Here is a 22650-nt window from a genome sequence, read left to right on the forward strand (position 1 = left end):
CGGAATTGCCGGCTTTACTTTCCAGCCTTCAACAGGGCCGCAACCAGCCCCGCGGTCGAGCTGTCATGGCCTGCAGCGCTTTCCTTGCCTTCGACGACCGGCAGCAGGCCCGTCGCCAGTTCCTTGCCGAGTTCGACGCCCCACTGGTCGAAGGAATTGATATTGAACAGGGCGCCTTCGACAAAGACGCGGTGTTCGTAGAGTGCGATCAGGCGGCCGAAGGTGAAAGCCGTCATCTGGTCATAGACCAAGGTCAGCGACGGGCGGTTGCCGTTGAACACGCGGTGTGGCGCGATGCGCTCGATGAAGTCCTTGTCCAGGCCTTTCGAGGCCATCTGGGCCTTGGCTTCCTCCAGCGTGCGGCCCTTCATCAGGGCTTCCGACTGGGCGAGGCAATTAGCCATCAACAGTTGATGCTGGTGGCGCAGGTTCGGTTCGTGGCCGTTGGCCGCGATCATGAACTCGGCCGGGATGATGCTCGTGCCCTGATGGATCAGCTGGTAGAAAGCGTGCTGGCCGTTGGTGCCGGGCTCGCCCCAGACGACCGGACCGGAATTGCCGTCGACCGGCGTACCGTCGAGCGTCACGCCCTTGCCGTTCGATTCCATGTCGAGCTGCTGCAGGTAGGCCGGGAAGCGCGAGAGGCGCTGATCGTAGGGCAGGATGGCGCGCGTGGCGTAGCCCAGCACGTTGCGGTGGTAGAAGCCGAGAAGGCCGAGCAGCATCGGAATGTTTTCGCGCAAGGGGGCCGTGCGGAAATGGGTATCGATCGCATGCGCGCCTGCAAGGAATTCACCGAACTTGTCCTTGCCGATGGCAATCATCAACGGGAGGCCAATGGCCGACCAGATCGAGTAGCGCCCGCCGACCCAATCCCAGAACCCGAAAATGCGGTCGCTATCGATGCCGAAGGCGGCGACCTTGTCGAGCGCTGTCGAGACGGCGCAGAAATGATGGCCGACAGCCTGTTCGCCGAGCTTTTCAGCAATGAAGGCGCGCGCGGTCGCGGCATTGGTCATCGTCTCGATGGTGGTGAAGGTCTTGGAGGCGACGATGAACAGCGAGGTTTCCGCGTCGAGCAGCTTCAGCGTATCGGCGATATGCGCGCCGTCTATATTGGAGACGAAATGCAGGCGCGGGCCATCATGATCGGGCGCCAGCGCCAGTGTCGCCATGACCGGGCCGAGGTCGGAGCCGCCGATGCCGATATTGATGACATCGGTGATCTTCTTGCCGGTCGCGCCCTTAAGTGTTCCGGAGCGGATGCCGTCGGAAAACACGCCCATGGCCGCCAGAACAGCGTTCACATCCGGCATCACGTCCTTACCATCAACCAGAACAGGCGTGTTGGAACGGTTGCGCAGCGCGGTATGCAGTACGGCGCGGCCTTCGGTGATGTTGATGATATCGCCGGCAAACATAGCATCACGCTTTTCAGCGACCTTGGCGACCTTGGCGATGGCTTCCAATCCGTCCAGCACCTTCTCGTTGACGGCGCATTTGGAGTAATCGAACAACATGTCGTCAAGCGTGACGCTATATTTGGCGAAACGCTTGGGATCTCTGGCGAAAGCAGCCCTAATGTCTGTTGCGTTAGTGTCGGAAACGGTGGATTTCAGCTGTTCGACAAGCGCGCTCATGGCAGGGTTCCTTGCATTGCGGAAAGGTTGCGATAGCTAGTCGCTTTGCCCCTGGCAAATCAAGAGCGCGCTTATAAAAAGCCGCTGCGCCCATTTTTAACGCGCGTGGATGGCGGCATCTTTAGGTTGTAAAATTGTCAGATTGCAATAATCTTCAACGCATTCGAGGGCGAAAGCAGCAACGTCACGCCAGCTGGCGCATCCGGGCGGATGGGCTTCCCGGACTGTAGCAGGACACAGCCCTGTCCTCGAATGTGGAGGTGATCTATGTGGTTTCGACCATTTAGCATCACGTTTGGCATAAGAAAAACCCGCACGAGCTGGTCATTGACCGTGCGGGTCCACTTCTTAAGATAAACAAACGGTGGCTGGAGTTAGCGCTCCGGCCACCACTCCGCTAAAATAGAGGTTATGCAGCATTCTGGCAAGTCGATGCGGTCTTTTACCCGCGCAGATCCTTGCGCAAGATCTTGCCGACGTTTGACTTCGGCAGTTCGGTACGAAACTCGACAAACCTTGGACGCTTGTAGTTGGTGAGGTTCGCAGCGCAATGCGCCTTGACCTCCGCTTCCGTCAGGTTGGGGTCCTTCTTGACGACGAACAGCTTTACGGCCTCGCCGGAATGTTCATCCGGCACGCCGATTGCCGCGCATTCGAGAATGCCGGCAAGGGTCATCGCCACTTCTTCGATCTCGTTGGGGTAGACATTGAAGCCGGAGACAAGAATCATGTCCTTCTTGCGGTCGACGATCTTGACCAGCCCTTCCGGGTTCATGAATCCGATATCGCCCGAGCGGAAAAAGCCGTCGGCCGAGATGGCCTTTTCGGTTTCATCAGGCCGCTGCCAGTAACCGGCCATCACCTGCGGGCCGCGGATGCAGATTTCGCCGATTTCGCCAGATGGCAAGGTGTTGCCATCCTCATCGCGGATCTCGACATCGGTCGAAGGCAGCGGCAGGCCGATCGTGCCGGTAAACTCCTTGCCGTCGAGCCGGTTGGCGGTGGCGACCGGAGAGGTCTCCGAAAGACCATAGCCTTCCTTGATCGGCGATCCCGTCATCTTTTCCCAGCGTTCGGCAACGGGGCGTTGCACGGCCATGCCGCCGCCGAAGGTCAGTGCCAGGTCGGAGAAGTCCAGCTTCTGAAACTCGGCATTGTTCATCAACGCGTTGAAAAGGGTATTGAGGCCCGGGAAGATATTGATCTTGTACTTGGCGATTTCCTTGACGAAAGCCGGGATGTCACGCGGATTGGGGATCAGGATGTTCTCGCCGCCAGTGCTTAGGCCCATTAGCGAATTCACTGTCAAGGCGAAGATATGGTAGAGCGGCAGGGCGCAGAGAAAGACCAGGCGATCTGGCCGCTTCTTGTCCAGAAATGCTGTTTCCAGCCATAGCCCCATCTGGGACATGTTGGACAGAAGGTTGGAATGGGTCAGCGTCGCACCCTTGGAGACGCCTGTCGTGCCGCCGGTATATTGCAGGAAGGCGACGTCGCTCGGTTTGACGTCGACAGTTTTGAGTGTTTGGCCGGCACCCTTTGCGAGAACGGTCTTGAAGGACAGATGTCCCGGCAGCGACCAGGCGGGCACCAGTTTCTTCACCTTGCGCACGACGATGTTGACGATCAGGCCCTTGAGACCGAGAAGATCGCCCATCGTGGCGACGACGGTGTGTTTCAGGTCCGTGTGTGCTGCCACCTGCTCGACGGTATGAGCAAAGTTTTCCAAAACGAAGATCGCCTTGGCGCCGGAATCCTTCAACTGGTGTTGGAGTTCGCGCGGCGTATAGAGCGGATTGACGTTGACGACCGTATAGCCGGCCCGAAGAATGCCGAAAACAATGACAGGGTTCTGCAGAACGTTCGGCATCATCACCGCAACGCGGTCGCCCTTGGCAAGGCCTGTCGATTGCAGCCAGGCACCGATCTTTTTGCTCTGCGCATCGAGGTCGCCGAATGTCAGCGTCTTGCCCATGCAGGTAAAGGCGGCGCGATCAGCATATTTCTTGCAGGATTGCGCGAAAAGGTCGCCGATCGAATTATAGGGCAGGGGAGAAATATCTGCCGGCATTCCAGGGGGGTAGGATTGCAACCAGGGTTTGGCCGCTTGCGGGCCCGGGGTCTGCATCAATGTGTCAGGCATCATCTCTCTCCCTCATCGATCCGTCGCCGCGCTACAAAGGCGAAGCGCGCCGTCTCTCCCTTTTCCATGCGCAAACCTGTCCGAAAATGTCTCCGGCAAGCCTGTTGCGTATGGGCGAAAAAATCCCTCCAGATTCTCCGCCCAATCAAGATGGAGTTTTTATTGTACTCCATCAAGAGCCTTCCGAATTATATAACCTTAACGTAAACGTCAATAAGCGGCGTGTGTCAGGCCAGTTTTCGCGGTACCTATCCGCATCAATCCCTTTGCGAGCAGGCGTAAAAGCGTATATTGCAGTGCAATAGCGCCAAGGCCTTCCTCCCGTTTTTTGCCTCGGCTTCCCATTTCAGAACGAAAATCCTTCGAGCCAATGCGGCTCCAGGCAGGTCTTCCTATGTCAGACGACGCTCTTTCTTCCATTCCGGCTGCCCGTTGGGGCGGCATGTCCAGCGCAGAACTGGCACTGGCTGTCGGCGGTTTCGGTATCGGTACCGGTGAATTCGCCATTATGGGGCTTTTGCCACAGGTAGCTGGCGATTTTGCCGTTTCAGTACCTTTTGCCGGCCATGTCATCAGTGCCTATGCGATCGGCGTTGTCGTCGGCGCACCGTTGCTGGCGGTCCTTGCCGCGCGGTTTTCGAGACACAATGTGCTGCTTGCATTGATGAGTCTGTTTGCGCTTGGCAATATTGCAAGCGCTGCCGCCGATAGTTTTGGTCTCTTGGTTGCCGCCCGCTTTCTCGCCGGCCTGCCGCATGGCGCCTTTTTCGGTGTCGCGGCCTTGGTTGCCGCCGGCATGGCGCCGCCGCACCAGCGGGCGCGTGCCATCGGCCGCGTCATGATGGGTCTGACGGTCGCTACGCTGCTTGGCACGCCGCTCGCGGCCTGGTTTGGCCAGGCCCTTGGCTGGCGCGCAGCCTTTGCCATTGTCGGCGCCATCAGTGTGCTGACGGTTATCCTGACATGGATATTCGTTCCAAAGGACAAGGCCAATCCGCTCGCGACGCCGCTGAAGGAACTCGGTGCTCTCGGCAAAAGCCAAGTCTGGCTGACGCTTGGCATTTGCGCCATCGGCTGCGGCGGCATGTTCTCAGTCTTCAGCTATATCACTCCGGCCCTCACCGAAGTGGCCGGCATATCTCTTGGCACCGTCCCGATCATGCTTTCGGTCTTCGGCGCCGGCATGATCCTTGGCAATATCGTCGGCTCACGCCTTGCCGACTGGAAGCTGATGCCGGCCATCGGCATTGCGCTGGTTTTCAACCTCATCGCCTATGTGCTGTTCTATTTCACCATGACGACGCCGTGGATGGCCGTGATCAACGTCTTCCTGATTGGCTGCGGCTTTGCCGTGGTGCCCGGCATCCAGATGCGGCTGATGGACGTGGCAGGCGAGGCGCAGACATTGGCGGCTGCGGCCAGCCATTCCGCCTTCAATCTGGCCAATGCGCTCGGTGCCTGGCTCGGCGGCCTGTCCATTGCCGCCGGCTATGGCTGGACGTCGACTGGCCTGGTGGGGGCGATGATGTCGGTGGCCGGTATCGGTATCTTCCTGTCGTCCGTCTCACTGGATCGATCGAAGGCGGCAACAGCCGTTCCCCGGTAAATGCCGCGTGTAAATTTGTCGCATTTGGCCGCTGTTCCCCGCGGATGAAATTCGTTTGTCATCCGCTTGTGTTGACCATCCTCCCATACTTACCTATGCCGCATGTTTCTCGGCCTGCCGGAAACAAATGGAAACATGCTGGCAAGCCGTGAGTTTTGCTGTCATCTTGATGACATCTGGAGGAACACTCTTTGCAACTGAGTAATCGTGAACGGGACGAACTGTCGTCGGAACCGCGGCTGATTGGACGCGCGGCCTCTGAGCGCTCGGCGCTTGTCGGCCCGATTGCGGCCGCGCGCTGGCTGCTGGTCTTTGTCCTTCTGGCAGGCGTCTATTTCTTTAACGGTTTTCTCGTGCCGGTGCTGGCGGCACTGGTCATTGGCTTTGCCAGCTGGCCGATCTACCGCCGTCTTCTCGGAGCCATCGGCGGCAATCGGACCGTTGGGGCGACGATTGCCATCATCGCGGTGATTTCATTCATTGTCGCGCCGATCTCGCTTGCGGCGGTCTATGCAGTCGATGAAGTCCACACCTGGGCTGTCTGGGCGATCGAGACCAACGCTGCCGGGGCAGCGGTGCCGGCGTGGCTGACGCAGGTCCCGGGTTTGGGTGTCTGGTTGGGCGTCCAATGGGCAAAATATGTCGGTCATCCCGGTGCGCTCGGCGAATTGGTGCAACTCGTCAGCGGCTCCAATATCGGCAACATCTATCGTGGCGTGCTCGTCGTCGGCGCATCGGCGTTTCAGTCCATCCTGACGCTTCTCTTCATGCTGATCACGCTTTTCTTCGTCTATCGCGACGGCGAGAAACTCGTCGCCCAACTTGATCACCTCGGCGAACGCATCCTGCCGATGCGCTGGGAGCGCGTCTCGCGCATCGTGCCCCTGACCATCAGCTCGACGGTGACTGGCATGGGCATCATCGCCATCGGCGAAGGTATCGTGCTGGGGATCGCTTACTGGATGGCGGGCGTTCCGTCGCCAGTCACGCTTGGTATCATCACCGGCATGATGGCGCTGGTTCCCGGCGGTGCCCCGCTGTGTTTCACGCTCGTATCGGTCTATCTCGTTGCCAGCGGGTCGCCCGTGGCCGGTGCGGCGCTGTTCGTATGGGGAACCGTCGAACTGTTCATCGTCGACAAGACGCTTCGCCCGAGACTGGTCGGCGGGCCTATCAAGCTGCCGTTCCTGCCGACGTTCTTCGGGCTTGTCGGCGGCGTCAAGACCATGGGTTTCCTCGGTCTGTTCGTCGGGCCGGTGCTGATGGCGCTGCTCGTGTCGATCTGGCGGGAATGGCTGCGCGAGGTCACAACCCCGACACAGGCGATCCCGACACCAAAAAGCAAGATGATCAAATAAGACGGACCGGATCGCCGTCCCTTATCGGCGCCGTTTCGATCACGCTGGCAAGAACGCCAAAACCGCCGCCGCCGTGGCGGGCAATTGCATGCAGAACGTCCTTGGCAAAGGGCAATTCGCCTTGGGCCAGCGCCGTGAAACTGCAGCGCTCGCAGGGCTCCTTGACTGCAACCAGCGCGTCGCCGATCCGCAGTTGCTTGCCGATCAATTGCCGGTCGGGAAAACCCGCCTCGGCCCTATCCATATCGATGACGATGTTTGGCCGGAAACGCCTGACATCTACCAGCGCTTCCGGCGATAACAGGTCTGCCAGGCTCCGGAGCGACGCGGTGGTCAGGATATGCAGGTGGCCACGGTCATAACGCGGGGCTGCCTGCGCGGCGCTCGTGGTTTCCGTCGTGATCGCCAGGGGGCGGAACGTCACCGGGAAACCTGCACGTTCCGAAGCCGCAGCGGTCGCTGCTTTGGAGGCGACCGCCAGCCATTCGGTACCGTCTGTGCTGATCTCGACGCCGGTCTTGCCAATACGGGCCAGCATATCGGGCACGAACCGCCAGCGCCGCTCGGTTTCCGGTGCCGCCACGCTGCCGGTCTCATCAATCAGACCCCAACCGCGATCATGGAGAACGCCGTGCGTATCGAGCGGCGCTGTCCCGATGCGTTCGCCTCGCAAGGAACTGACGGGGTAGCGCCAGAGTTCAGCCACCGTTCCCCATCGTTCCACCATGTTACCATCCCGGCCATCGATCTTCTGCAGCATAGAGGGCGCAACGCCGAGGACAACAGGTCTTCTCGCCACCGCTGTCAAGAAAGTCGGAATGATCCACGCTCCGGCATCAACCTGCGTCCGAGCGACGCGATTGCCTTCTCTTGCGTGAAAGTGAATCCAGAGATCGGAGGGAATTGCTGCGTGATCTGCGTGCCGCGTTGCGCTAATGATTGACTGTGCCTGATGGCATCCCGCCGCCATCATGGCTGATCCATTCGAAAGTTCAGGGAAGCAGATGAATCGCACTTATTACGCCCCGCAGGGCGGCACGCCCGCGCAAACGCAGCTGTTGACGGATCGCGCCGTCTTTACCGAAGCCTATGCCATCATTCCCAAGGGCGTGATGATGGACATCGTCACCAGCTTCCTGCCGTTCTGGGAAAACACCCGGCTGTGGGTGCTGTCCCGTCCGCTCTCCGGGTTTGCCGAGACGTTTTCGCAATATATCATGGAAGTCGCACCGGGCGGCGGCAGCGATCGGCCCGAACTCGATGATAGCGCCGAAGGCGTGTTGTTTGTCGTCGAGGGCGAACTGACGGTGACGCTGGATGGGCAAGCCCATCAGATGCGTCCGGGCGGTTATGCCTTCATCCCGCCTGCGAGCCAATGGTCGGTGCGCAATACAAGCAGCCAGACGGTGCGGTTCCACTGGGTCCGCAAGGCCTATGAATTCGTCGAGGGGCTTGATGTTCCAACGCCGCTCTTCCTCAACGAAGCCGATATCGCTCCATCGCCAATGGCAGGCACCGAGGGCAAGTGGGCGACGACGCGTTTTGTCGATCCCAACGACCTGCGCCACGACATGCATGTGACCATCGTGACCTTCGAGCCCGGCGCGGTGATCCCGTTTGCCGAAACCCATGTCATGGAGCATGGTCTCTATGTTTTGGAAGGCAAGGCGGTCTACAGGCTCAATCAGGATTGGGTCGAGGTCGAGGCTGGCGACTATATGTGGCTGCGCGCGTTTTGCCCGCAAGCCTGCTACGCTGGTGGCCCAGGCAAATTCCGCTACCTGCTCTACAAGGACGTTAACCGCCACATGAAGCTCAAGCCACGCGGCTGAGCGGCCTCCTAATAAACGCCTCTCCTGCCGGGTAAGCCTCAGGCAAATCCGGCGGGGATTGGTTCAATCGTCCGGTCGCGGCCATAATCGCGCTGATGGGCGGCGTGCCCACGAATGCGGCGTGGCGTGGCCGTCACGTCGATCGCCGGACGTTCGAAAGCGCCATCGGCATAGGTGCCGGTATCTTCGGCGGTGTCCCGCTTTGTCATGAGCAGATTGAAGATCATCGAAGGTCCTCCCGGTTTTCGCTTCAACGGTTGTTCCGCCGAACCGTTCCGCTCATAGCCGAAAAATAGTTAAAAAATTAACCATGTTCGACGATGGAGCTGCGGTCGCTGATGCTCTGCGTGCCAGGAGATCACTCTACAGGTGACGTAAGACATTCGTGAGTCAGTCGCGTTCTTGAAAAAATCGGGCGCGTTCTGAAAAACCGGGATTGGCCGGAAAGCCTAGTTCAGCTGCCCCGAGACCAGTTCGTCGCGCAAAATCCGGAAGGCCTCGTCCAGGGCGTCTACCAGAATATCAGTCAGCTTGTCGCCATTCTCGTCCTGCAGAAAAAGAGCGATGGCTGCGTCATTGGAATCGGCTGAATATTCGATGATGTTCGACATGTCATTGTCCTCTGCTGCCCGGCATCATGCCGGAGGTGAGGGCAAGATATGTTGCGTCGCTTGTGCCGGGCTTGAACATCCCGGTTGAGTGCTACGCCCCGCATTAACCTTAGATTAACGATTTGAACAGCCCTGGCGGTGAAAACGAGGCCGCGAGATTGGCGGGCATGAGGGGATGGATGTAAAGATGTGGGCGGGTGTCGCTACACGGAAAGGTGTCGCCCGGTTTCTTAAGGGCGAGGCGGTGCCTTTTTGGCTGGCTGCGTGAACTTCGCGCCTCACATCTGTGCGTGGTTTGCGATCTCAAGATAAACAGGCAATCTGAAAATAGCTGGGCAGAAAGGCTTGCCATGTTTCATGGTCACGCCATCTCTCCATTCTGGAGGAAGCATGAAACGCAAGCTCGTTACGATTCTCGGTGCCCTCGGAGTATCCATCGCGACCTTGTCCGGTTGCGTTGACGATGGCGCATACAGCTATTACGAAGCCCGCGCGCCGATCGTTTATCGCGAGCAAGTGGTCGTAGAACGGCGTGCTTATTACGTTGGGCAAGGCGCGCGCTATTATCATCGCGGCAGGCCCCAACCGATCTACCTTCAAACAGGAGACCGCAGAAGCCCTCGATGCTTCGGGACAAATTGTTATGTCGGTGCGACCTATAGGGAAGATCCCTATTACCAACTGCCCAACGGATCGTAGCGCGTCGGTTACACCCTAAAAGCTCGGTTCAAGCGCGATATGAAATCCAAGGAGCTTTCGCACAGTTTTGTGTTCGCTATGTCTTGGAGAAGAAATGGTGCCGCTTAGAGGACTCGAACCTCTGACCCCATCATTACGAATGATGTGCTCTACCACCTGAGCTAAAGCGGCCAGCATGCGTTGCGCAAAGCTGCGAAACGATGTGTGAGGGGCTGATACCTGCAAACGGAGGGGATTTCAAGCCATCAGTTTCCAGAACAGGAAAAAAGCGCAGGACAGCCGGATTGGCGCCTTTTACAGCGCCAGCCTTTGCCTTGCTACCCCATATTCGTGGGCCAACCGGTCAACGAGTTTGGCTGTCGGGGCAATTTCCGTGACGGCCCCAATGCCCTGGCCGCAGCCCCATATGTCCTTCCAAGCCTTGGCGCCGGTTGTCGCCGTCTCGAAGTCCATCTTGGACGGGTCGGCTTCCGGCAGGTGATCGGGATCCAGGCCGGCAGCGACAATCGAGGGCTTGAGGTAGTTGCCGTGAATGCCGGTGAATGAGTTGGAATAGACGATGTCGCTGGCACTGCTGTCGACGATCATCTGCTTGTAGGCATCGCTGGCGCGCGCCTCGGTGGTGGCGATGAAGGGCGAGCCGATATAGGCCATGTCGGCCCCCATCGCTTGCGCCGCCAAAACTGCGCCGCCGGTTGAGATCGCGCCGGACAGCAGCAGTGGTCCATCGAACCACGTGCGGATCTCCTGGATGAGAGCGAAAGGGGAGAGCGTGCCCGCGTGGCCACCGGCACCGGCCGCAACCGCGATCAGCCCGTCGGCACCTTTGCGAATGGCCGAATTGGCATGGCGGTTGTTGATCACGTCATGCAGCACGATGCCACCATAGGAGTGTATCGCGGCATTGACCTCCGGCACGGCGCCAAGCGAGGAAATGACGATCGGGACCTTGTGTTTGACGCAGAGCATTAGGTCGTGTTCGAGCCGCTTGTTGGACTTGTGGACGATCTGGTTGACTGCGAAGGGGGCTGCCGGCTTGCTGGGGTTGCGCGCATTGTAAGCCGCAAGGTCCTCCGTGATCTCGGCCAGCCATTCGTCCAGCTGGGCTTCCGGCCGCGCGTTCAGGGCTGGAAACGAGCCGACGACGCCGGCCTTGCACTGGGCCAGCGTCAGGGCCGGATTCGAGATGATGAAGAGCGGCGCTGCGATGACAGGCAGGCGCGTCGTGCCGTTGAGAATGGCTGGCAGGGACAAGGTTCACTCCCGGTTATAACTTTGACGTTTCCGTAAACGTAAGAACTTTAGCAGCGGCTTCGTGTTTTGCAAGGCCGTTTTGCCGTGGCCAGTGCTCATGGTTCGGCCAAAACGATCGGGTTTTCCCCGGCGCTGATCGCCCGTTTGATGCTGAAGGCTTGCAGATCGAGGCGTCAACCGTTACCCAATTGTTAACACATTCAAAAGCGTGCCGTGTTTCGTAAGTGATGTTGGCCGTGAGGAATGATTGATTGCAAGGCCGCTGATGCCTGCACCACGAAGGACGAAGAGTGAGCGGACTGGAAACTGCTATCCGACAGGCGCTGGAACGCTCCGAGAGGGCGAATTCCGAAACGCGCGCGCGCATCTATCAATCGGCGCGCAACGCGCTGGAGGCCGGCCTCAAAAAGCAGGATGTGCACGATCCCGACGTGATCGCCCAGCAGCGTCACCGGCTTGAAGGTGTTATCCACGCCATCGAACTGAAGGAGCGCGCCAGTCTGAAGGCAGCTGCATCCGTGCCGCCACCGGTTCGCGTTGAGACCATCAGCACCCCGGTGCCGTCAGCCGAGCTTGATCACGACATCCACATGCCGTCTGAACGAAACCCAGATCGAGCGAGCGGCCCCGTCGCCGACGGCGGGCTCGCGGGCTTGCGTCCGGAGCGCCGCGAGGGACCGCGTGTTGCCGAAGCAGCGCCCATTGAACCGGCTGCCGGCAAGCGCGGAAAGGCAGCCAAGGCTGAAACCGCGGCTGCAAAACCCCGGCGGCGCAAGCGCGGCAGCTTTCTTTCGTTTGTCATGGTCGTCACGACCCTGGTCGCCGCTGTCGTCATGGGGGCCTGGTGGGTTGAAACCAGCGGGCTTTTGAAAACGGCGGCGGAGCGCGATACCCGTGTCGCCAATCCGCCTTCGACGGTACAATCGGAGGATTTCGACGGTGCAGCGGGGTTGAAGACGCTCGGCCCGCAGTCGGGGTTTTCCGGCGATTGGGTTGATGTCTTCACGCCTGCCGATGCGAGCAATGTCAAGCCAGGCAGCCGGGCTGCAGCCGACCCTGTCAGCGACGAGCGTGGCCAGCGTCTTCGCATCACATCGGCGACGGCGGACGCCGATGGCAGCGTGGCGATCGAGATTCCAGCGTCAGTGCTCGGTCAGATTTCCGGCAAGACATCGACCGTGGCGCTCAGTGTCCAGGCCGATACCGGCAAGCAGACGCAGTTTTCCATCGAATGCGATTTTTCCTCGCTCGGCGATTGCGGCCGCCACCGGTTCACGGTGAACGAGGAAAAGAACGACATGCTGTTCCAGGTGACGTTCGATCGCAGCCTTGCGCCGAGTTCACCGGGACGTATCCTGATCAACAGCGACGTGACCGGCGCCGGCAACAGCCTCAGTGTCTATGCTGTTCGGGTTCTTCCCGGTCAGTAAGCCGGTCACCAGATTGTCAGGCGAATGCCACGGCTATTTCACGAAGCCGTGGCCGAAGCCGAGGATCTTGTCGTCAATCTTACCGATTGCCTTCTCATCTTTGCCGTCATAGTCGAGCGAATTCAGAAGGTGACGGATCAGGTTCAGGTGCGCCCGCTTCTTGTCGTTGGCGCGAACAACGGTCCAGGGTGCATGGTCGGTATGGGTTTCCCGCAGCATGCTGTCGCGCGCCTCGGTATAGTCATCCCATTTCGTCAATGCGGCAATATCCATCGGCGAAAGCTTCCACACCTTCAACGGGTCATGCCGCCGGTCGTGGAACCGCTTCAATTGCATCTCGCGGCCAATATCCAGCCAGAACTTGAAGAAATAAATGTCGTCACCGGTGATCAGTTTTTCCAGCCGTGGCGTCTGCGCGAGGAACTTCTTGTGCTGTTCCGGCGAGCAGAAGCCCATGACCGGTTCAACGCCGCCGCGGTTGTACCAGGAGCGGTCAAACATCACGAATTCCCCAGCCGTCGGGAAATGCGAGATGTAACGCTGATAATACCACTGTCCCTGCTCGGTTTCGGTCGGTTTGGTCAGTGCGACGACGCGGGCGGAGCGGGGGTTCATGTAGGATCGGATGGCATAAATGGACCCGCCTTTGCCGGCGGCATCGCGTCCCTCGAACAGTGCAACCACGCGCTTGCCGGTTGCCTGCAGCCAGAACTGAACCTTCACCAGTTCGATCTGAAGTTTCTCCAGCAGATCGTCGTACTCGTCGCCGTCGAATTTTTTCTCATAAGGATAATCGCCGGAAGCCAGTGCGTTGTCATCGATCCAGCCGGGTAGCTTCGGATTGTCGATGTCGAAAACCCGGTTTTTGCCGTTGACCACCAGTTCGACCGGCTTGTTCTCCTGAATATCCGTCATGACGTATCCTCGCTGAATATATTGTACGGCCGGTCGCCGATTTCACGGGAGGAGGCCACAATTGCATTGCGAATTCAAGCATGCCGTGAAAATCATGTCATGAACCTCCGCTATCACCGGTCAATTGCACCGTGCACGTGAGATGATCTTGAAAGATACAATAAAAGTCTGGGAACGACTGAAGCAGACAGCCAGGTCGGAGATATGGGGCATTGGCTTGTCCATTGCCGCAGCCGGAGGTCTTGTTTTTTTCGGTATCCATATGGCCGCCGTGCTGCTGTTCTGGCTCGTGTGGGTGATCGTCCTGTTCAATCGTTCCGCAGATCCTAAGCCGCCGGTTCCTGTGGTCGTGGTTGCACCGTCTGTTGTGGAGGAAACCGATCTCGATATGCTCGCGACAGTCTTCAACGCGCTCGACACGCCGATTTTGGTGATCGCGCCCGATGAAACGGTGCTGTTGCAGAATCAGGCCGCAGAAAAGGCCTTCGGGACCATCCCACCAAACACGGACCTGTCGGCCCGCGTCCGTTCACCCGGCATACTCGACATGGTTCGCGAGACCATTGTTACCGGTAAGGTCAACCAGATCGAGCATTCGGAACGCTTCCCGTCTGATGCGGTCTATATCGTTCGGGTCGCGCCGGCCGAAGTCGGTCAAAAGACCGGCGAGCGGCTCTATATCCTGTCGTACCGCGATATTTCCCAAGCGCGCCGGATCGATCGGATGCGCTCCGATTTTGTTGCCAATGCAAGCCATGAACTGAGAACACCGCTTGCCTCGTTGCGCGGTTTTATCGAGACGCTGCAAGGGCCTGCGCGCAACGACCAGAAGGCGCACGAAAAATTTCTCGGTATCATGCACGAGCAGGCGACGCGGATGAGCCGGCTCGTCGATGATCTCCTGTCTCTATCGCGGCTGGAGCTTAAATCCCATATCGCACCGGATGAGGCGATCAATCTGGCGCCGCTGCTTGGCCATGTTCGCGATGCGCTCGGGCCGCTTGCCGAGGACGTCGGTGTGGAGATTTCGCTGATTGTGCCCGATGATCCGGTGATCGTGCAGGGAGACCGTGACGAGCTGACGGAGGTCTTCGAGAACCTGATCGAAAACGCCTGCAAATATGGCCAGGAGGGCAAAAAGGTTGAGGTTACGCTTTCGGGCGGCGGAGGTACGCCGGCCGAAGTCTCCGTCCGCGATCACGGGCCTGGCATTCCGGCAGAACACGTTCCCCGTATTACCGAACGATTCTACCGGGTTAATGTGGAAGCCAGCCGATCGAAAAAAGGCACGGGTCTCGGGCTTGCAATCGTCAAGCATATCCTCACAAGGCATCGCGCCAGACTGCTTGTTCAGTCCGAAGTCGGCAAGGGCACGGTCTTTACCGTGAGGTTTTGACATAAACCTGTCGCCTGAAAAGTCATTTTTCAAAAATAGTGAAATATTTCAAATCGTTGGCTTGTCACAAATGTTTCGTCAAGTTGACATAAAAGGTGTGGGCATCGGGCGCTAACTAGGGCGGCCGATCGACACGGCGAAAGCGAGCGCTGGTGAAAAGCGCACCCACACAAGCCCATTATGGGAGTATTCTGATGAAGTCCTTGAAACTTACTGTTGCAGCTCTGGTTGCATCCGCCGCATTTGCAGGCGTCGCCATTGCTCGCGACCAGATCCAGGTTGCCGGCTCCTCGACCGTTCTGCCTTACGCAAAGATTGTTGCCGAAACGTTCGGCGAAACCTTCCCTGATTTCAAGACCCCGGTTGTTGAATCCGGCGGCACCGGTGCCGGCCTCAAGGAATTCTGCAAGGGCGTTGGCCCGGACACGATCGATATCGCCAACGCATCGCGCAAGATCAAGGACAGCGAGCTGGAAACCTGCAAGGCGGCAGGCGTTACTGAAGTTCAGGAAGTCAAGATCGGTTATGACGGCATCGTCTTCGCAACGGACAGCAGCAATGCTGACCTGAAGCTCGTTCCGAAGGACATCTACCTGGCTCTCGCCGCTGAACTCGTCATCGACGGCAAGCTCGTTGCCAACCCTTACAAGAAGTGGTCGGAAGTCAACAAGGACCTGCCGGACGTTGAAATCGCCGCTTACATCCCGGGCGAAAAGCACGGCACACGCGAAGTCTTCGACGAGAAGATGCTGGCTCACGGCTGCAAGGACTCCGGCGCTGACGTTGCCATCAAGGCTCTGGTTGCCGACGAAAAGGAAGCTGCCAAGAAGTGCATCGCCGTTCGCAAGGACGGTCTGGCGATCGATATCGATGGTGACTACACGGAAACGCTCGCTCGTATCGCTTCCAACAAGAACGGTATCGGTGTGTTCGGTCTGTCCTTCTATGAAAACAACGCTGACAAGCTGAAGGTTGCGACCGTCAGCGGTATCGTTCCGTCGACCGAAACGATCGCTTCCGGCGAATATCCGGTTTCCCGCCCGCTGTTCTTCTACGTCAAGAAGGCTCACCTCGGCGTTATCCCGGGCCTGAAGGAATATGTTGAATTCTTCCTCGACGACCAGATGGTCGGCCCGGACAGCCCGCTGGCTGCCTATGGTCTCGTACCTGCTCCCGACGCTGAGCGCGACGCCGACCGCAAGGCCTTCACCGACGGTAACATGCTCTAATATAGTGCAAAACCCGGCACGGCAGCTTTGCCGTGCCGGACATCCCGAGTATGCGGATTTGCCGGCTTTCAATGAGTGAAAAGCCGGGGGGACATATCGATGAGCACTTCTCTTATTCTTTTGATCATTTTGATCGTTGGCCTTGCGGCATATTTTGCCGGACGTACACGGGCGATGGCCAGCTCCAAAGGCAAGCTTTCCGCCCTGCATTCTCTTCCGGGCTATCACGGCGTCTATGTTGCCATCTGGGCAGTTTTGCCGGCAGCGTTCGTTCTGGCCCTCTGGCTTCTCGCCAGTCCGTTCTTCGTTGAAAATTCTGTTCGCACTGCTCTGCCGGAATCGGTACAGAGCCAAGGCGCTGCGACAACCGAACTGATGCTCGGTCAGGTCATGCAGGTTGCCAACGGTTTGAGGCTCTTGAATGCCGATGAACTTGCGGCCGTCACCAGCGGCTCCAGCAATCTTCGGGATGCATTGGCCGCCAAGGGTGTGCCGATGGCAAATGCCGGCGAGCCCTATATGGTTGAATCGGCGCAGCATTATAATTCCCTGAGGGATGGCAGCCGGTGGATGATGAGTGCGGTCGTGCTGATCATTGCTATTGCCGGCGCTGTTTTTGCCATTCGCGGTATCAGTGCGCCGTTCCGGGCCAGAAACCGTGTTGAACGGGTCATGCTCGGTACGCTGTTGCTGGCCTCTTCGATCGCGATCCTGACAACGGTGGGGATCGTCGGCTCGATGCTGTCGGAGGCTATCCGCTTCTTCCAGTCGGTATCTCCGAGCACGTTCTTCTTCGGCACGGTCTGGGACCCGCGCTTTTCGGCGGCCGGCAGCGGCGGTACGGAAGGGCAGTTCGGTCTGTTGCCGCTTCTGGCCGGCACGCTCTATATCGCTTTTGTCGCCATGCTGTTTGCCGTGCCGGTCGGTCTGTTCGCCGCCATCTACATGGCCGAGTATGCAAGGCCTGTCGTGCGTGGCATTGCCAAGCCGCTGCTGGAAATTCTCGCCGGCATCCCGACCATCGTCTACGGCTTCTTCGCGCTGGTGACGGTCGGGCCTTTCCTGCGCGATATTTCCGCTCAGTTAAATGGTCTTGTGACCGGAAACTACGTCAACTTCATCCAGGCGCAGAGCGTTCTCACGGCCGGTCTCGTCATGGGCATCATGTTGATCCCGTTCGTGTCCTCGCTGTCGGATGACATCATCACACAGGTCCCGCGTTCGCTGCGCGACGGCTCGCTTGGGCTCGGTGCGACACGCTCCGAAACCATCAAGCGTGTCATCCTGCCGGCAGCACTGCCGGGCATCGTCGGTGCTCTGCTTCTGACGGCCTCGCGTGCTGTCGGTGAAACCATGATCGTGGTGCTGGCTGCCGGTGTTGCAGCCCGCATGCAGCTCAACCCGTTCGAAGCGATGACCACGGTCACCGTCAAGATCGTCAATCAGCTCACGGGCGACCTCGAGTTCAACTCGCCACAGACCCTGGTGGCGTTTGCTCTCGGCATCACCCTGTTTGCCATCACGCTCTGCCTCAACATCTATGCACTCTATATCGTGCGCAAGTATCGGGAACAGTACGAATGACCGACATGACATCCTCCGTACAGTCCACCTACGTGCGCGCAGCGCAGCCAAGACGCGATATCGGCATCAAGAAGCGCTATGCTGCTGAACGCCGCTTCAAGGCCTATGGCCTGACGGCCATTCTGATCGGCCTGTTCTTTCTGTTCGTGCTGCTATGGACCGTCGTTTCCAAAGGCTACACGGCCTTCCAGCAGACCGCGATCACCTTGCCGATCGAGTTTTCGGAGAAGATCATCGATCCGAAGAACGAGCGTGGCGCCAATCCCGCCAAGCTGATGACGGCGAATTATCCGCTTCTGGTGCGTGATGCGCTGGTCAAGGAGCTCGGTATCGATCCGGCCAACAAGCCGCTCGTCAAACAGGCGACGGACATGGTTTCGGCCAGCGCCCGCACCCAGCTGCGCGATCTGGTCGTTGCCGATCAGGCTATCATCGGCACGACCGCCAACGTCACTCTTCTGGCGGAAGGCAATATCGACAGCGCCAACAAGGGCCAGATCGACCTGACCGTTGCTGAGACCAACCGCAAGGTGAAGGATCAGCAGCTCGAATGGATGAAAAAGCTGACTGAGACCGGCGCGATGGCCAAGCAGTTCAACACCGGCCTGTTCACCTATGGTGCTTCGAGCCGGCCTGAAGCTGCAGGTATCGGTGTTGCCGCCCTCGGTTCGCTCTACATGATGCTGATCGTCCTGGTGCTTGCCCTGCCGATCGGTGTCGCGGCATCGATCTATCTGGAAGAGTTCGCGCCGAAGAACAGGCTGACCGATCTCATCGAGGTCAATATCAACAACCTCGCGGCGGTTCCCTCTATCGTCTACGGTCTGCTTGGTCTGTCGATCTTCATCAACTTTGCCGGCATGCCCCGTTCGGCTGCTGTTGTTGGTGGCCTCGTGCTGACATTGATGACGCTTCCAACGATCATCATCGCCACCCGTGCAGCGCTGAAGGCGGTTCCGCCGTCGATCCGCTCGGCCGCTCTTGGCCTGGGTGCTTCGAAGATGCAGACAATCTTCCACCATGTCCTGCCGCTCGCTATGCCGGGCGTCCTGACCGGCACCATTATCGGTCTGGCGCATGCACTCGGTGAAACGGCGCCGCTGCTCCTGATCGGCATGGTGGCCTTCGTAGTCGATTACCCGGGCTCGCCGATGGACCCTTCCACTGCTCTGCCGGTCCAGATCTACATGTGGGCCAACGAAGCCGAACGTGCATTTGTCGAACGGACCTCGGGTGCGATCATGATCCTCTTGATCTTCCTCGTCGTCATGAACCTTGGCGCAATCCTGTTGCGGCGTCGCTTTGAGCGGCGCTGGTAGTGAGGTAGAAACATGAACATGATGTCAGAAGCAGCAGTTGAAAAGGCGCTGGACCAGAAAATGAACACTGTTCCCTTCAAGATGATCGGAAAGGACGTTTCGGTTTATTACGGCGAGAAGCGCGCGCTTTTCGATGTTAACCTCAACGTTCGTGAAAACACCGTAACCGCGCTGATCGGCCCGTCGGGTTGCGGCAAGTCGACGTTCCTGCGGACACTCAACCGTATGAACGACACGATCGACAGCTGCCGGGTGACCGGCAAGATCACGCTGGACGAAGGTGATATCTACGACCCGAGCATCGACGTCGTCGAACTCCGCGCCCGCGTCGGCATGGTGTTCCAGAAGCCGAACCCGTTCCCGAAGTCGATCTACGAGAACGTCACCTACGGTCCGAAGATCCACGGTCTCGCCCGCACCAAGGCAGAGCTGGACCAGATCGTCGAGTCGAGCCTGCAGAAGGCTGGTCTCTGGAACGAGGTCAAGGATCGCCTGCATGAATCCGGCACCGGTCTTTCCGGTGGTCAGCAGCAACGCCTGTGCATTGCACGCGCCGTTGCCGTCAGCCCGGAAGTCATCCTGATGGACGAACCGTGCTCGGCACTGGATCCAATCGCGACCGCCAAGGTCGAGGAACTGATCCACGAACTGCGCACAAACTACACGATCGTCATCGTTACGCACTCGATGCAGCAGGCTGCTCGTGTGTCGCAGCGCACCGCCATGTTCCACCTCGGCAATCTCGTCGAGGAAAACGACACCGACAAGATGTTCACCAATCCGGATGACCAGCGGACCCAGGACTACATCATGGGCCGCTTCGGCTGAGGACGCTTTCGCCACCCTCCCATGAGGGCAGGGTGGCAGTCTTCCAACCCGGATTGTGATCGCAAGGAAAAACAATCATGTCTACGCACATTGCTTCCGTCTACGACGAAGATCTGAAGTACCTGACCCGGCGCATCTCCGAGATGGGCGGCCTGGCCGAACAGATGGTGGCCGAATCCGTGCGCGCTCTGGTCAATTCCGACCTGGCGCTTGCCCAGAAGGTCATTTCCGACGACGCCATTCTCGACGAGGCCGAGCGCCAGATCGGCGAAAAGGCGATCGTCACCATCGCCAAGCGTCAGCCGATGGCGGCCGACCTGCGCGAAATCATGGGATCGATCCGCATTGCAGCCGATCTCGAGCGGGTTGGCGATCTCGGCAAGAACAACGCCAAGCGCGTCATCGCGGTCGCGACCGCCAGCCTGCCGCGTCAGCTGGCGCGCGGCCTGGAGCATCTGGCCGAGCTTGCGCTCGTTCAGCTCAAGGAAGTGCTTGACGTCTATGCGTCCCGTTCGCCGGAAAAGGCCAACAGCATCCGCGAGCGCGACAACGAGATCGATGCGATCTACACGTCGCTGTTCCGCGAGCTCCTGACCTACATGATGGAAGATCCGCGCAACATCACACCCTGCACGCATCTGCTGTTCTGCGCCAAGAACATCGAGCGCATCGGCGACCACGCCACCAACATCGCCGAAACCATCTACTACATGGCAACCGGTGCTCAGCCCGTCGGTGAACGTCCGAAGGATGACACGGCCAACACGGTCGGCGCGATCGGCAATTGATCGCGCGATAAAGTAAGTAAATTCTTACGCACTAATTGCGCGAGCGGCCGTTGGAGCCGCTCGGCAAGCCTTCGGCCAACCGGCCGGGAGCCAAGGAGCTGAACTGAATGTTGCCAAGAATTGCCGTTGTTGAAGATGAAGAGGCGCTCAGCGTCCTCCTCCGATACAATCTTGAGGCCGAAGGGTTCGAAGTCGATACGATCAATCGTGGCGACGAGGCGGAAATGCGCCTGCAGGAACGCCTTCCCGATCTCTTGATCCTCGATTGGATGCTGCCGGGCGTTTCCGGCATCGAACTGTGCCGTCGCCTGCGCCAGCGCCCGGAAACCGAACGTCTGCCGATCATCATGCTGACGGCACGCGGCGAGGAGAGTGAGCGCGTACGCGGACTCGCCACTGGCGCTGACGATTATGTCGTCAAGCCATTCTCGACGCCGGAATTGATGGCGCGGGTCAAGGCGATGTTGCGCCGGGCCAAACCCGAAGTGCTGTCAACGCTGCTGAAATGCGGCGATATCGAACTCGACCGCGAAACCCATCGCGTCCATCGCAAGACCCGCGAGGTCCGTCTTGGACCGACCGAGTTCCGCCTGCTGGAGTTCTTCATGGCCTCGCCGGGCCGTGTCTTTTCGCGCTCGCAGCTTTTGGACGGTGTGTGGGGGCACGATATCTATGTCGATGAGCGCACGGTTGATGTCCATGTCGGACGGTTGCGCAAGGCGCTGAACTTTTCCAACATGCTGGACGTGATCCGCACTGTGCGTGGCGCGGGCTATTCGTTGGAAAGCTGAGTTTCGTATGATGAAGGACCGTCAGGCGTTGCCGGGCGGTTCGCCAATCTCGATGGGATGCCCGTCGGGATCGTAAAAGCGGAAGACCCTCTGCCCCCAGGCTTGCGTCTCGATGGGGTGGATGAGGTTCACGTTGCCGCCGATGCGCTCGAAAAGCCCATCCAGATTATCATGTTCGAAATAGAGCAGGATATTGTGTCGGCCATACGGTTGGGTGACCGCTGACGGCTGTCCCCAGACCGTCGTTTCCAGGGATTTGCCGTCATGGATGGCAAATCCCGTTTCAAACATGACAAAATTGCCGAAGTCTTGTTTGATCGCCAATTCCAGCATCTCGCAATAGAAGATTTTCGAGATGCTGATATCCCGGACGAACGGGATGGGGTTGACGAAACGCACGGCCGAACTGGCCTCAGCGTGCCCGGCGACGCTCGCCGGACGGCTGGTAAGCCAGCTTTGCATGGAATGTGCAGTAAGGTGATGTATCCGGGGAATCGTTGCCGCAGAAGTGGAACTCTTCCTTCATCGGATCGCCGATCGGCCACTTACAGGTGCGGTCGGTGAGTTCGGTCAGGACGAGGCGGCGCGACATCGGAATAACAACGTTGTTGCCGGCCGGTGCCGTTTCCTGATCCTCGATGGCGCCGATTTCGACTTCTTCCTTCATGACAGTCGCGCCCGTGGTGCGTGTCACTGTACGGGTAGCGGTCATGCGCGACGCGGTGTAGCTCGGTGCGCGGGGTGCAGCGGACGGTGCCGGGCGTTTCGCACGGGCCGTTGCAGTGCTGCCGCCGGCCTTGGCGCGGCCTGGCAGGCAGAGCCGGTGGACCTTGCCGATAACGGCATTACGGCTGACGCCGCCGAGCTGTGCAGCGATCTGGCTCGCGCTCAAGCCTTCGGCCCACAATTTCTTGAGTTTTTCGACCCGCTCGTCAGTCCAATTCATGGTCTTGTCTCCATTCCCAGCGTTGGTGATGGTCGAATCCTCCACCGAGCCCTGGATAGTATCCGAGGCTGAAACGCGATAACACTTTTGGTGACTAGGTCCGCCGCATGCGTTCTAGTAATTGTTTCTTAACGTAGAGCCCGGGGGACTCCCTGACAAGAGTCCGGGGAATCCCACCGAATCAATTTCTGAGTTTTCCCCAACTTGCTTGCCATGCGTGGCATTTTTGCAAGGGTATCCGGCTAAAAAAATTGCGAGCGCTGTATGTACGCGAATTGCCG

The 22650-nt window shown here is 58.9% G+C and carries 21 protein-coding genes and 1 tRNA gene; 12 read left to right on the forward strand and 10 right to left on the reverse strand.

Going from position 1 to position 22650, the window contains the following annotated elements; all coding sequences use genetic code 11:
• Positions 1-14 precede the first annotated feature (14 nt).
• Both pgi and R6X40_RS13955 read right to left on the reverse strand, forming a co-directional pair.
• On the reverse strand, positions 15-1640 hold the full coding sequence (pgi, locus tag R6X40_RS13950) for a glucose-6-phosphate isomerase (protein ID WP_318414398.1): 1626 nt from the start codon (positions 1638-1640) through the stop codon (positions 15-17).
• Between the two features lie 442 nt (positions 1641-2082).
• Positions 2083-3783, reverse strand: coding sequence for a long-chain fatty acid--CoA ligase (locus R6X40_RS13955; RefSeq protein WP_318414399.1), 1701 nt, complete (start codon positions 3781-3783; stop codon positions 2083-2085).
• A 394-nt stretch (positions 3784-4177) separates the two neighbouring features.
• Between R6X40_RS13955 and R6X40_RS13960 the strand changes: the two genes are divergently transcribed.
• A complete protein-coding gene (locus tag R6X40_RS13960) occupies positions 4178-5389 on the forward strand; it encodes an MFS transporter (RefSeq protein WP_318414400.1) in 1212 nt (403 codons plus the stop codon).
• A gap of 191 nt (positions 5390-5580) precedes the next feature.
• A complete protein-coding gene (locus R6X40_RS13965) occupies positions 5581-6747 on the forward strand; it encodes an AI-2E family transporter (protein ID WP_318414401.1) in 1167 nt (388 codons plus the stop codon).
• Here the strand turns inward: R6X40_RS13965 and R6X40_RS13970 are convergent.
• Positions 6740-7507: an MOSC domain-containing protein gene (locus tag R6X40_RS13970; RefSeq protein WP_318414402.1), complete on the reverse strand. Its 768-nt coding sequence runs from the start codon at positions 7505-7507 to the stop codon at positions 6740-6742. The genes R6X40_RS13965 and R6X40_RS13970 overlap by 8 nt on opposite strands.
• Positions 7508-7751: 244 nt before the next feature.
• Here R6X40_RS13970 and R6X40_RS13975 point away from each other — a divergent pair, with 244 nt between their 5' ends.
• Positions 7752-8579: a bifunctional allantoicase/(S)-ureidoglycine aminohydrolase gene (locus R6X40_RS13975; RefSeq protein ID WP_318414403.1), complete on the forward strand. Its 828-nt coding sequence runs from the start codon at positions 7752-7754 to the stop codon at positions 8577-8579.
• A 38-nt stretch (positions 8580-8617) separates the two neighbouring features.
• Here the strand turns inward: R6X40_RS13975 and R6X40_RS13980 are convergent, their stop codons facing one another.
• Positions 8618-8806 carry a hypothetical protein gene (locus R6X40_RS13980; RefSeq protein ID WP_318414404.1) on the reverse strand — a complete coding sequence of 63 codons (189 nt, stop codon included), beginning with the start codon at positions 8804-8806 and terminating at the stop codon, positions 8618-8620.
• Between the two features lie 222 nt (positions 8807-9028).
• Positions 9029-9190, reverse strand: a complete 162-nt coding sequence (locus tag R6X40_RS13985) for a hypothetical protein (protein ID WP_318414405.1) — start codon at positions 9188-9190, stop codon at positions 9029-9031.
• Positions 9191-9580: 390 nt separating this feature from the next.
• On the opposite strand from R6X40_RS13985, the gene R6X40_RS13990 reads away from it, so the two are divergent.
• On the forward strand, positions 9581-9889 hold the full coding sequence (locus R6X40_RS13990) for a hypothetical protein (RefSeq protein WP_318414406.1): 309 nt from the start codon (positions 9581-9583) through the stop codon (positions 9887-9889).
• A 95-nt stretch (positions 9890-9984) separates the two neighbouring features.
• Here the strand turns inward: R6X40_RS13990 and R6X40_RS13995 are convergent.
• Positions 9985-10060: transfer RNA gene (locus R6X40_RS13995), tRNA-Thr, on the reverse strand.
• Positions 10061-10183: 123 nt separating this feature from the next.
• Entirely contained in the window at positions 10184-11143 is a 960-nt protein-coding gene (locus tag R6X40_RS14000; protein WP_318414407.1) for a nitronate monooxygenase family protein, read from the reverse strand.
• 290 nt (positions 11144-11433) lie between these two features.
• Here R6X40_RS14000 and R6X40_RS14005 point away from each other — a divergent pair, with 290 nt between their 5' ends.
• On the forward strand, positions 11434-12573 hold the full coding sequence (locus R6X40_RS14005; protein ID WP_318414408.1) for a biotin transporter BioY: 1140 nt from the start codon (positions 11434-11436) through the stop codon (positions 12571-12573).
• 33 nt (positions 12574-12606) lie between these two features.
• Here R6X40_RS14005 and ppk2 read toward each other — a convergent pair whose 3' ends face one another.
• Positions 12607-13488, reverse strand: a complete 882-nt coding sequence (gene ppk2 / locus R6X40_RS14010) for a polyphosphate kinase 2 (protein WP_318414409.1) — start codon at positions 13486-13488, stop codon at positions 12607-12609.
• Between the two features lie 142 nt (positions 13489-13630).
• Here ppk2 and phoR point away from each other — a divergent pair, with 142 nt between their 5' ends.
• From phoR to phoB, 7 genes are all read left to right on the forward strand, one after another.
• Positions 13631-14884, forward strand: coding sequence for a phosphate regulon sensor histidine kinase PhoR (gene phoR / locus R6X40_RS14015; protein WP_318414410.1), 1254 nt, complete (start codon positions 13631-13633; stop codon positions 14882-14884).
• Positions 14885-15078: 194 nt separating this feature from the next.
• Complete coding sequence (locus R6X40_RS14020) at positions 15079-16113, forward strand: substrate-binding domain-containing protein (RefSeq protein ID WP_318414411.1); 1035 nt, start codon at positions 15079-15081, stop codon at positions 16111-16113.
• A 99-nt stretch (positions 16114-16212) separates the two neighbouring features.
• Positions 16213-17697 carry a phosphate ABC transporter permease subunit PstC gene (pstC, locus tag R6X40_RS14025; RefSeq protein ID WP_318414412.1) on the forward strand — a complete coding sequence of 495 codons (1485 nt, stop codon included), beginning with the start codon at positions 16213-16215 and terminating at the stop codon, positions 17695-17697.
• Positions 17694-19016 (forward strand): phosphate ABC transporter permease PstA, encoded by a 1323-nt coding sequence (pstA, locus tag R6X40_RS14030; RefSeq protein WP_318414413.1) that lies wholly within the window; start codon positions 17694-17696, stop codon positions 19014-19016. The genes pstC and pstA overlap by 4 nt, the downstream gene beginning before the upstream one ends.
• A gap of 12 nt (positions 19017-19028) precedes the next feature.
• Positions 19029-19844: a phosphate ABC transporter ATP-binding protein PstB gene (gene pstB, locus R6X40_RS14035; protein ID WP_113313720.1), complete on the forward strand. Its 816-nt coding sequence runs from the start codon at positions 19029-19031 to the stop codon at positions 19842-19844.
• Positions 19845-19921: 77 nt separating this feature from the next.
• Positions 19922-20632: a phosphate signaling complex protein PhoU gene (phoU, locus tag R6X40_RS14040; protein ID WP_412178380.1), complete on the forward strand. Its 711-nt coding sequence runs from the start codon at positions 19922-19924 to the stop codon at positions 20630-20632.
• A gap of 107 nt (positions 20633-20739) precedes the next feature.
• On the forward strand, positions 20740-21423 hold the full coding sequence (gene phoB, locus R6X40_RS14045; protein ID WP_037104885.1) for a phosphate regulon transcriptional regulator PhoB: 684 nt from the start codon (positions 20740-20742) through the stop codon (positions 21421-21423).
• A gap of 21 nt (positions 21424-21444) precedes the next feature.
• Here phoB and R6X40_RS14050 read toward each other — a convergent pair whose 3' ends face one another.
• Complete coding sequence (locus R6X40_RS14050) at positions 21445-21822, reverse strand: VOC family protein (protein WP_318414414.1); 378 nt, start codon at positions 21820-21822, stop codon at positions 21445-21447.
• A 13-nt stretch (positions 21823-21835) separates the two neighbouring features.
• The gene (locus R6X40_RS14055) at positions 21836-22369 is read right to left on the reverse strand and encodes a GcrA family cell cycle regulator (RefSeq protein WP_318414415.1); all 534 of its coding nucleotides are present in this window, start codon (positions 22367-22369) and stop codon (positions 21836-21838) included.
• Between the last annotated feature and the right edge of the window lie 281 nt (positions 22370-22650).

Source organism: Rhizobium sp. PL01 (assembly GCF_033447125.1).
GTDB lineage: Bacteria > Pseudomonadota > Alphaproteobacteria > Rhizobiales > Rhizobiaceae > Pararhizobium.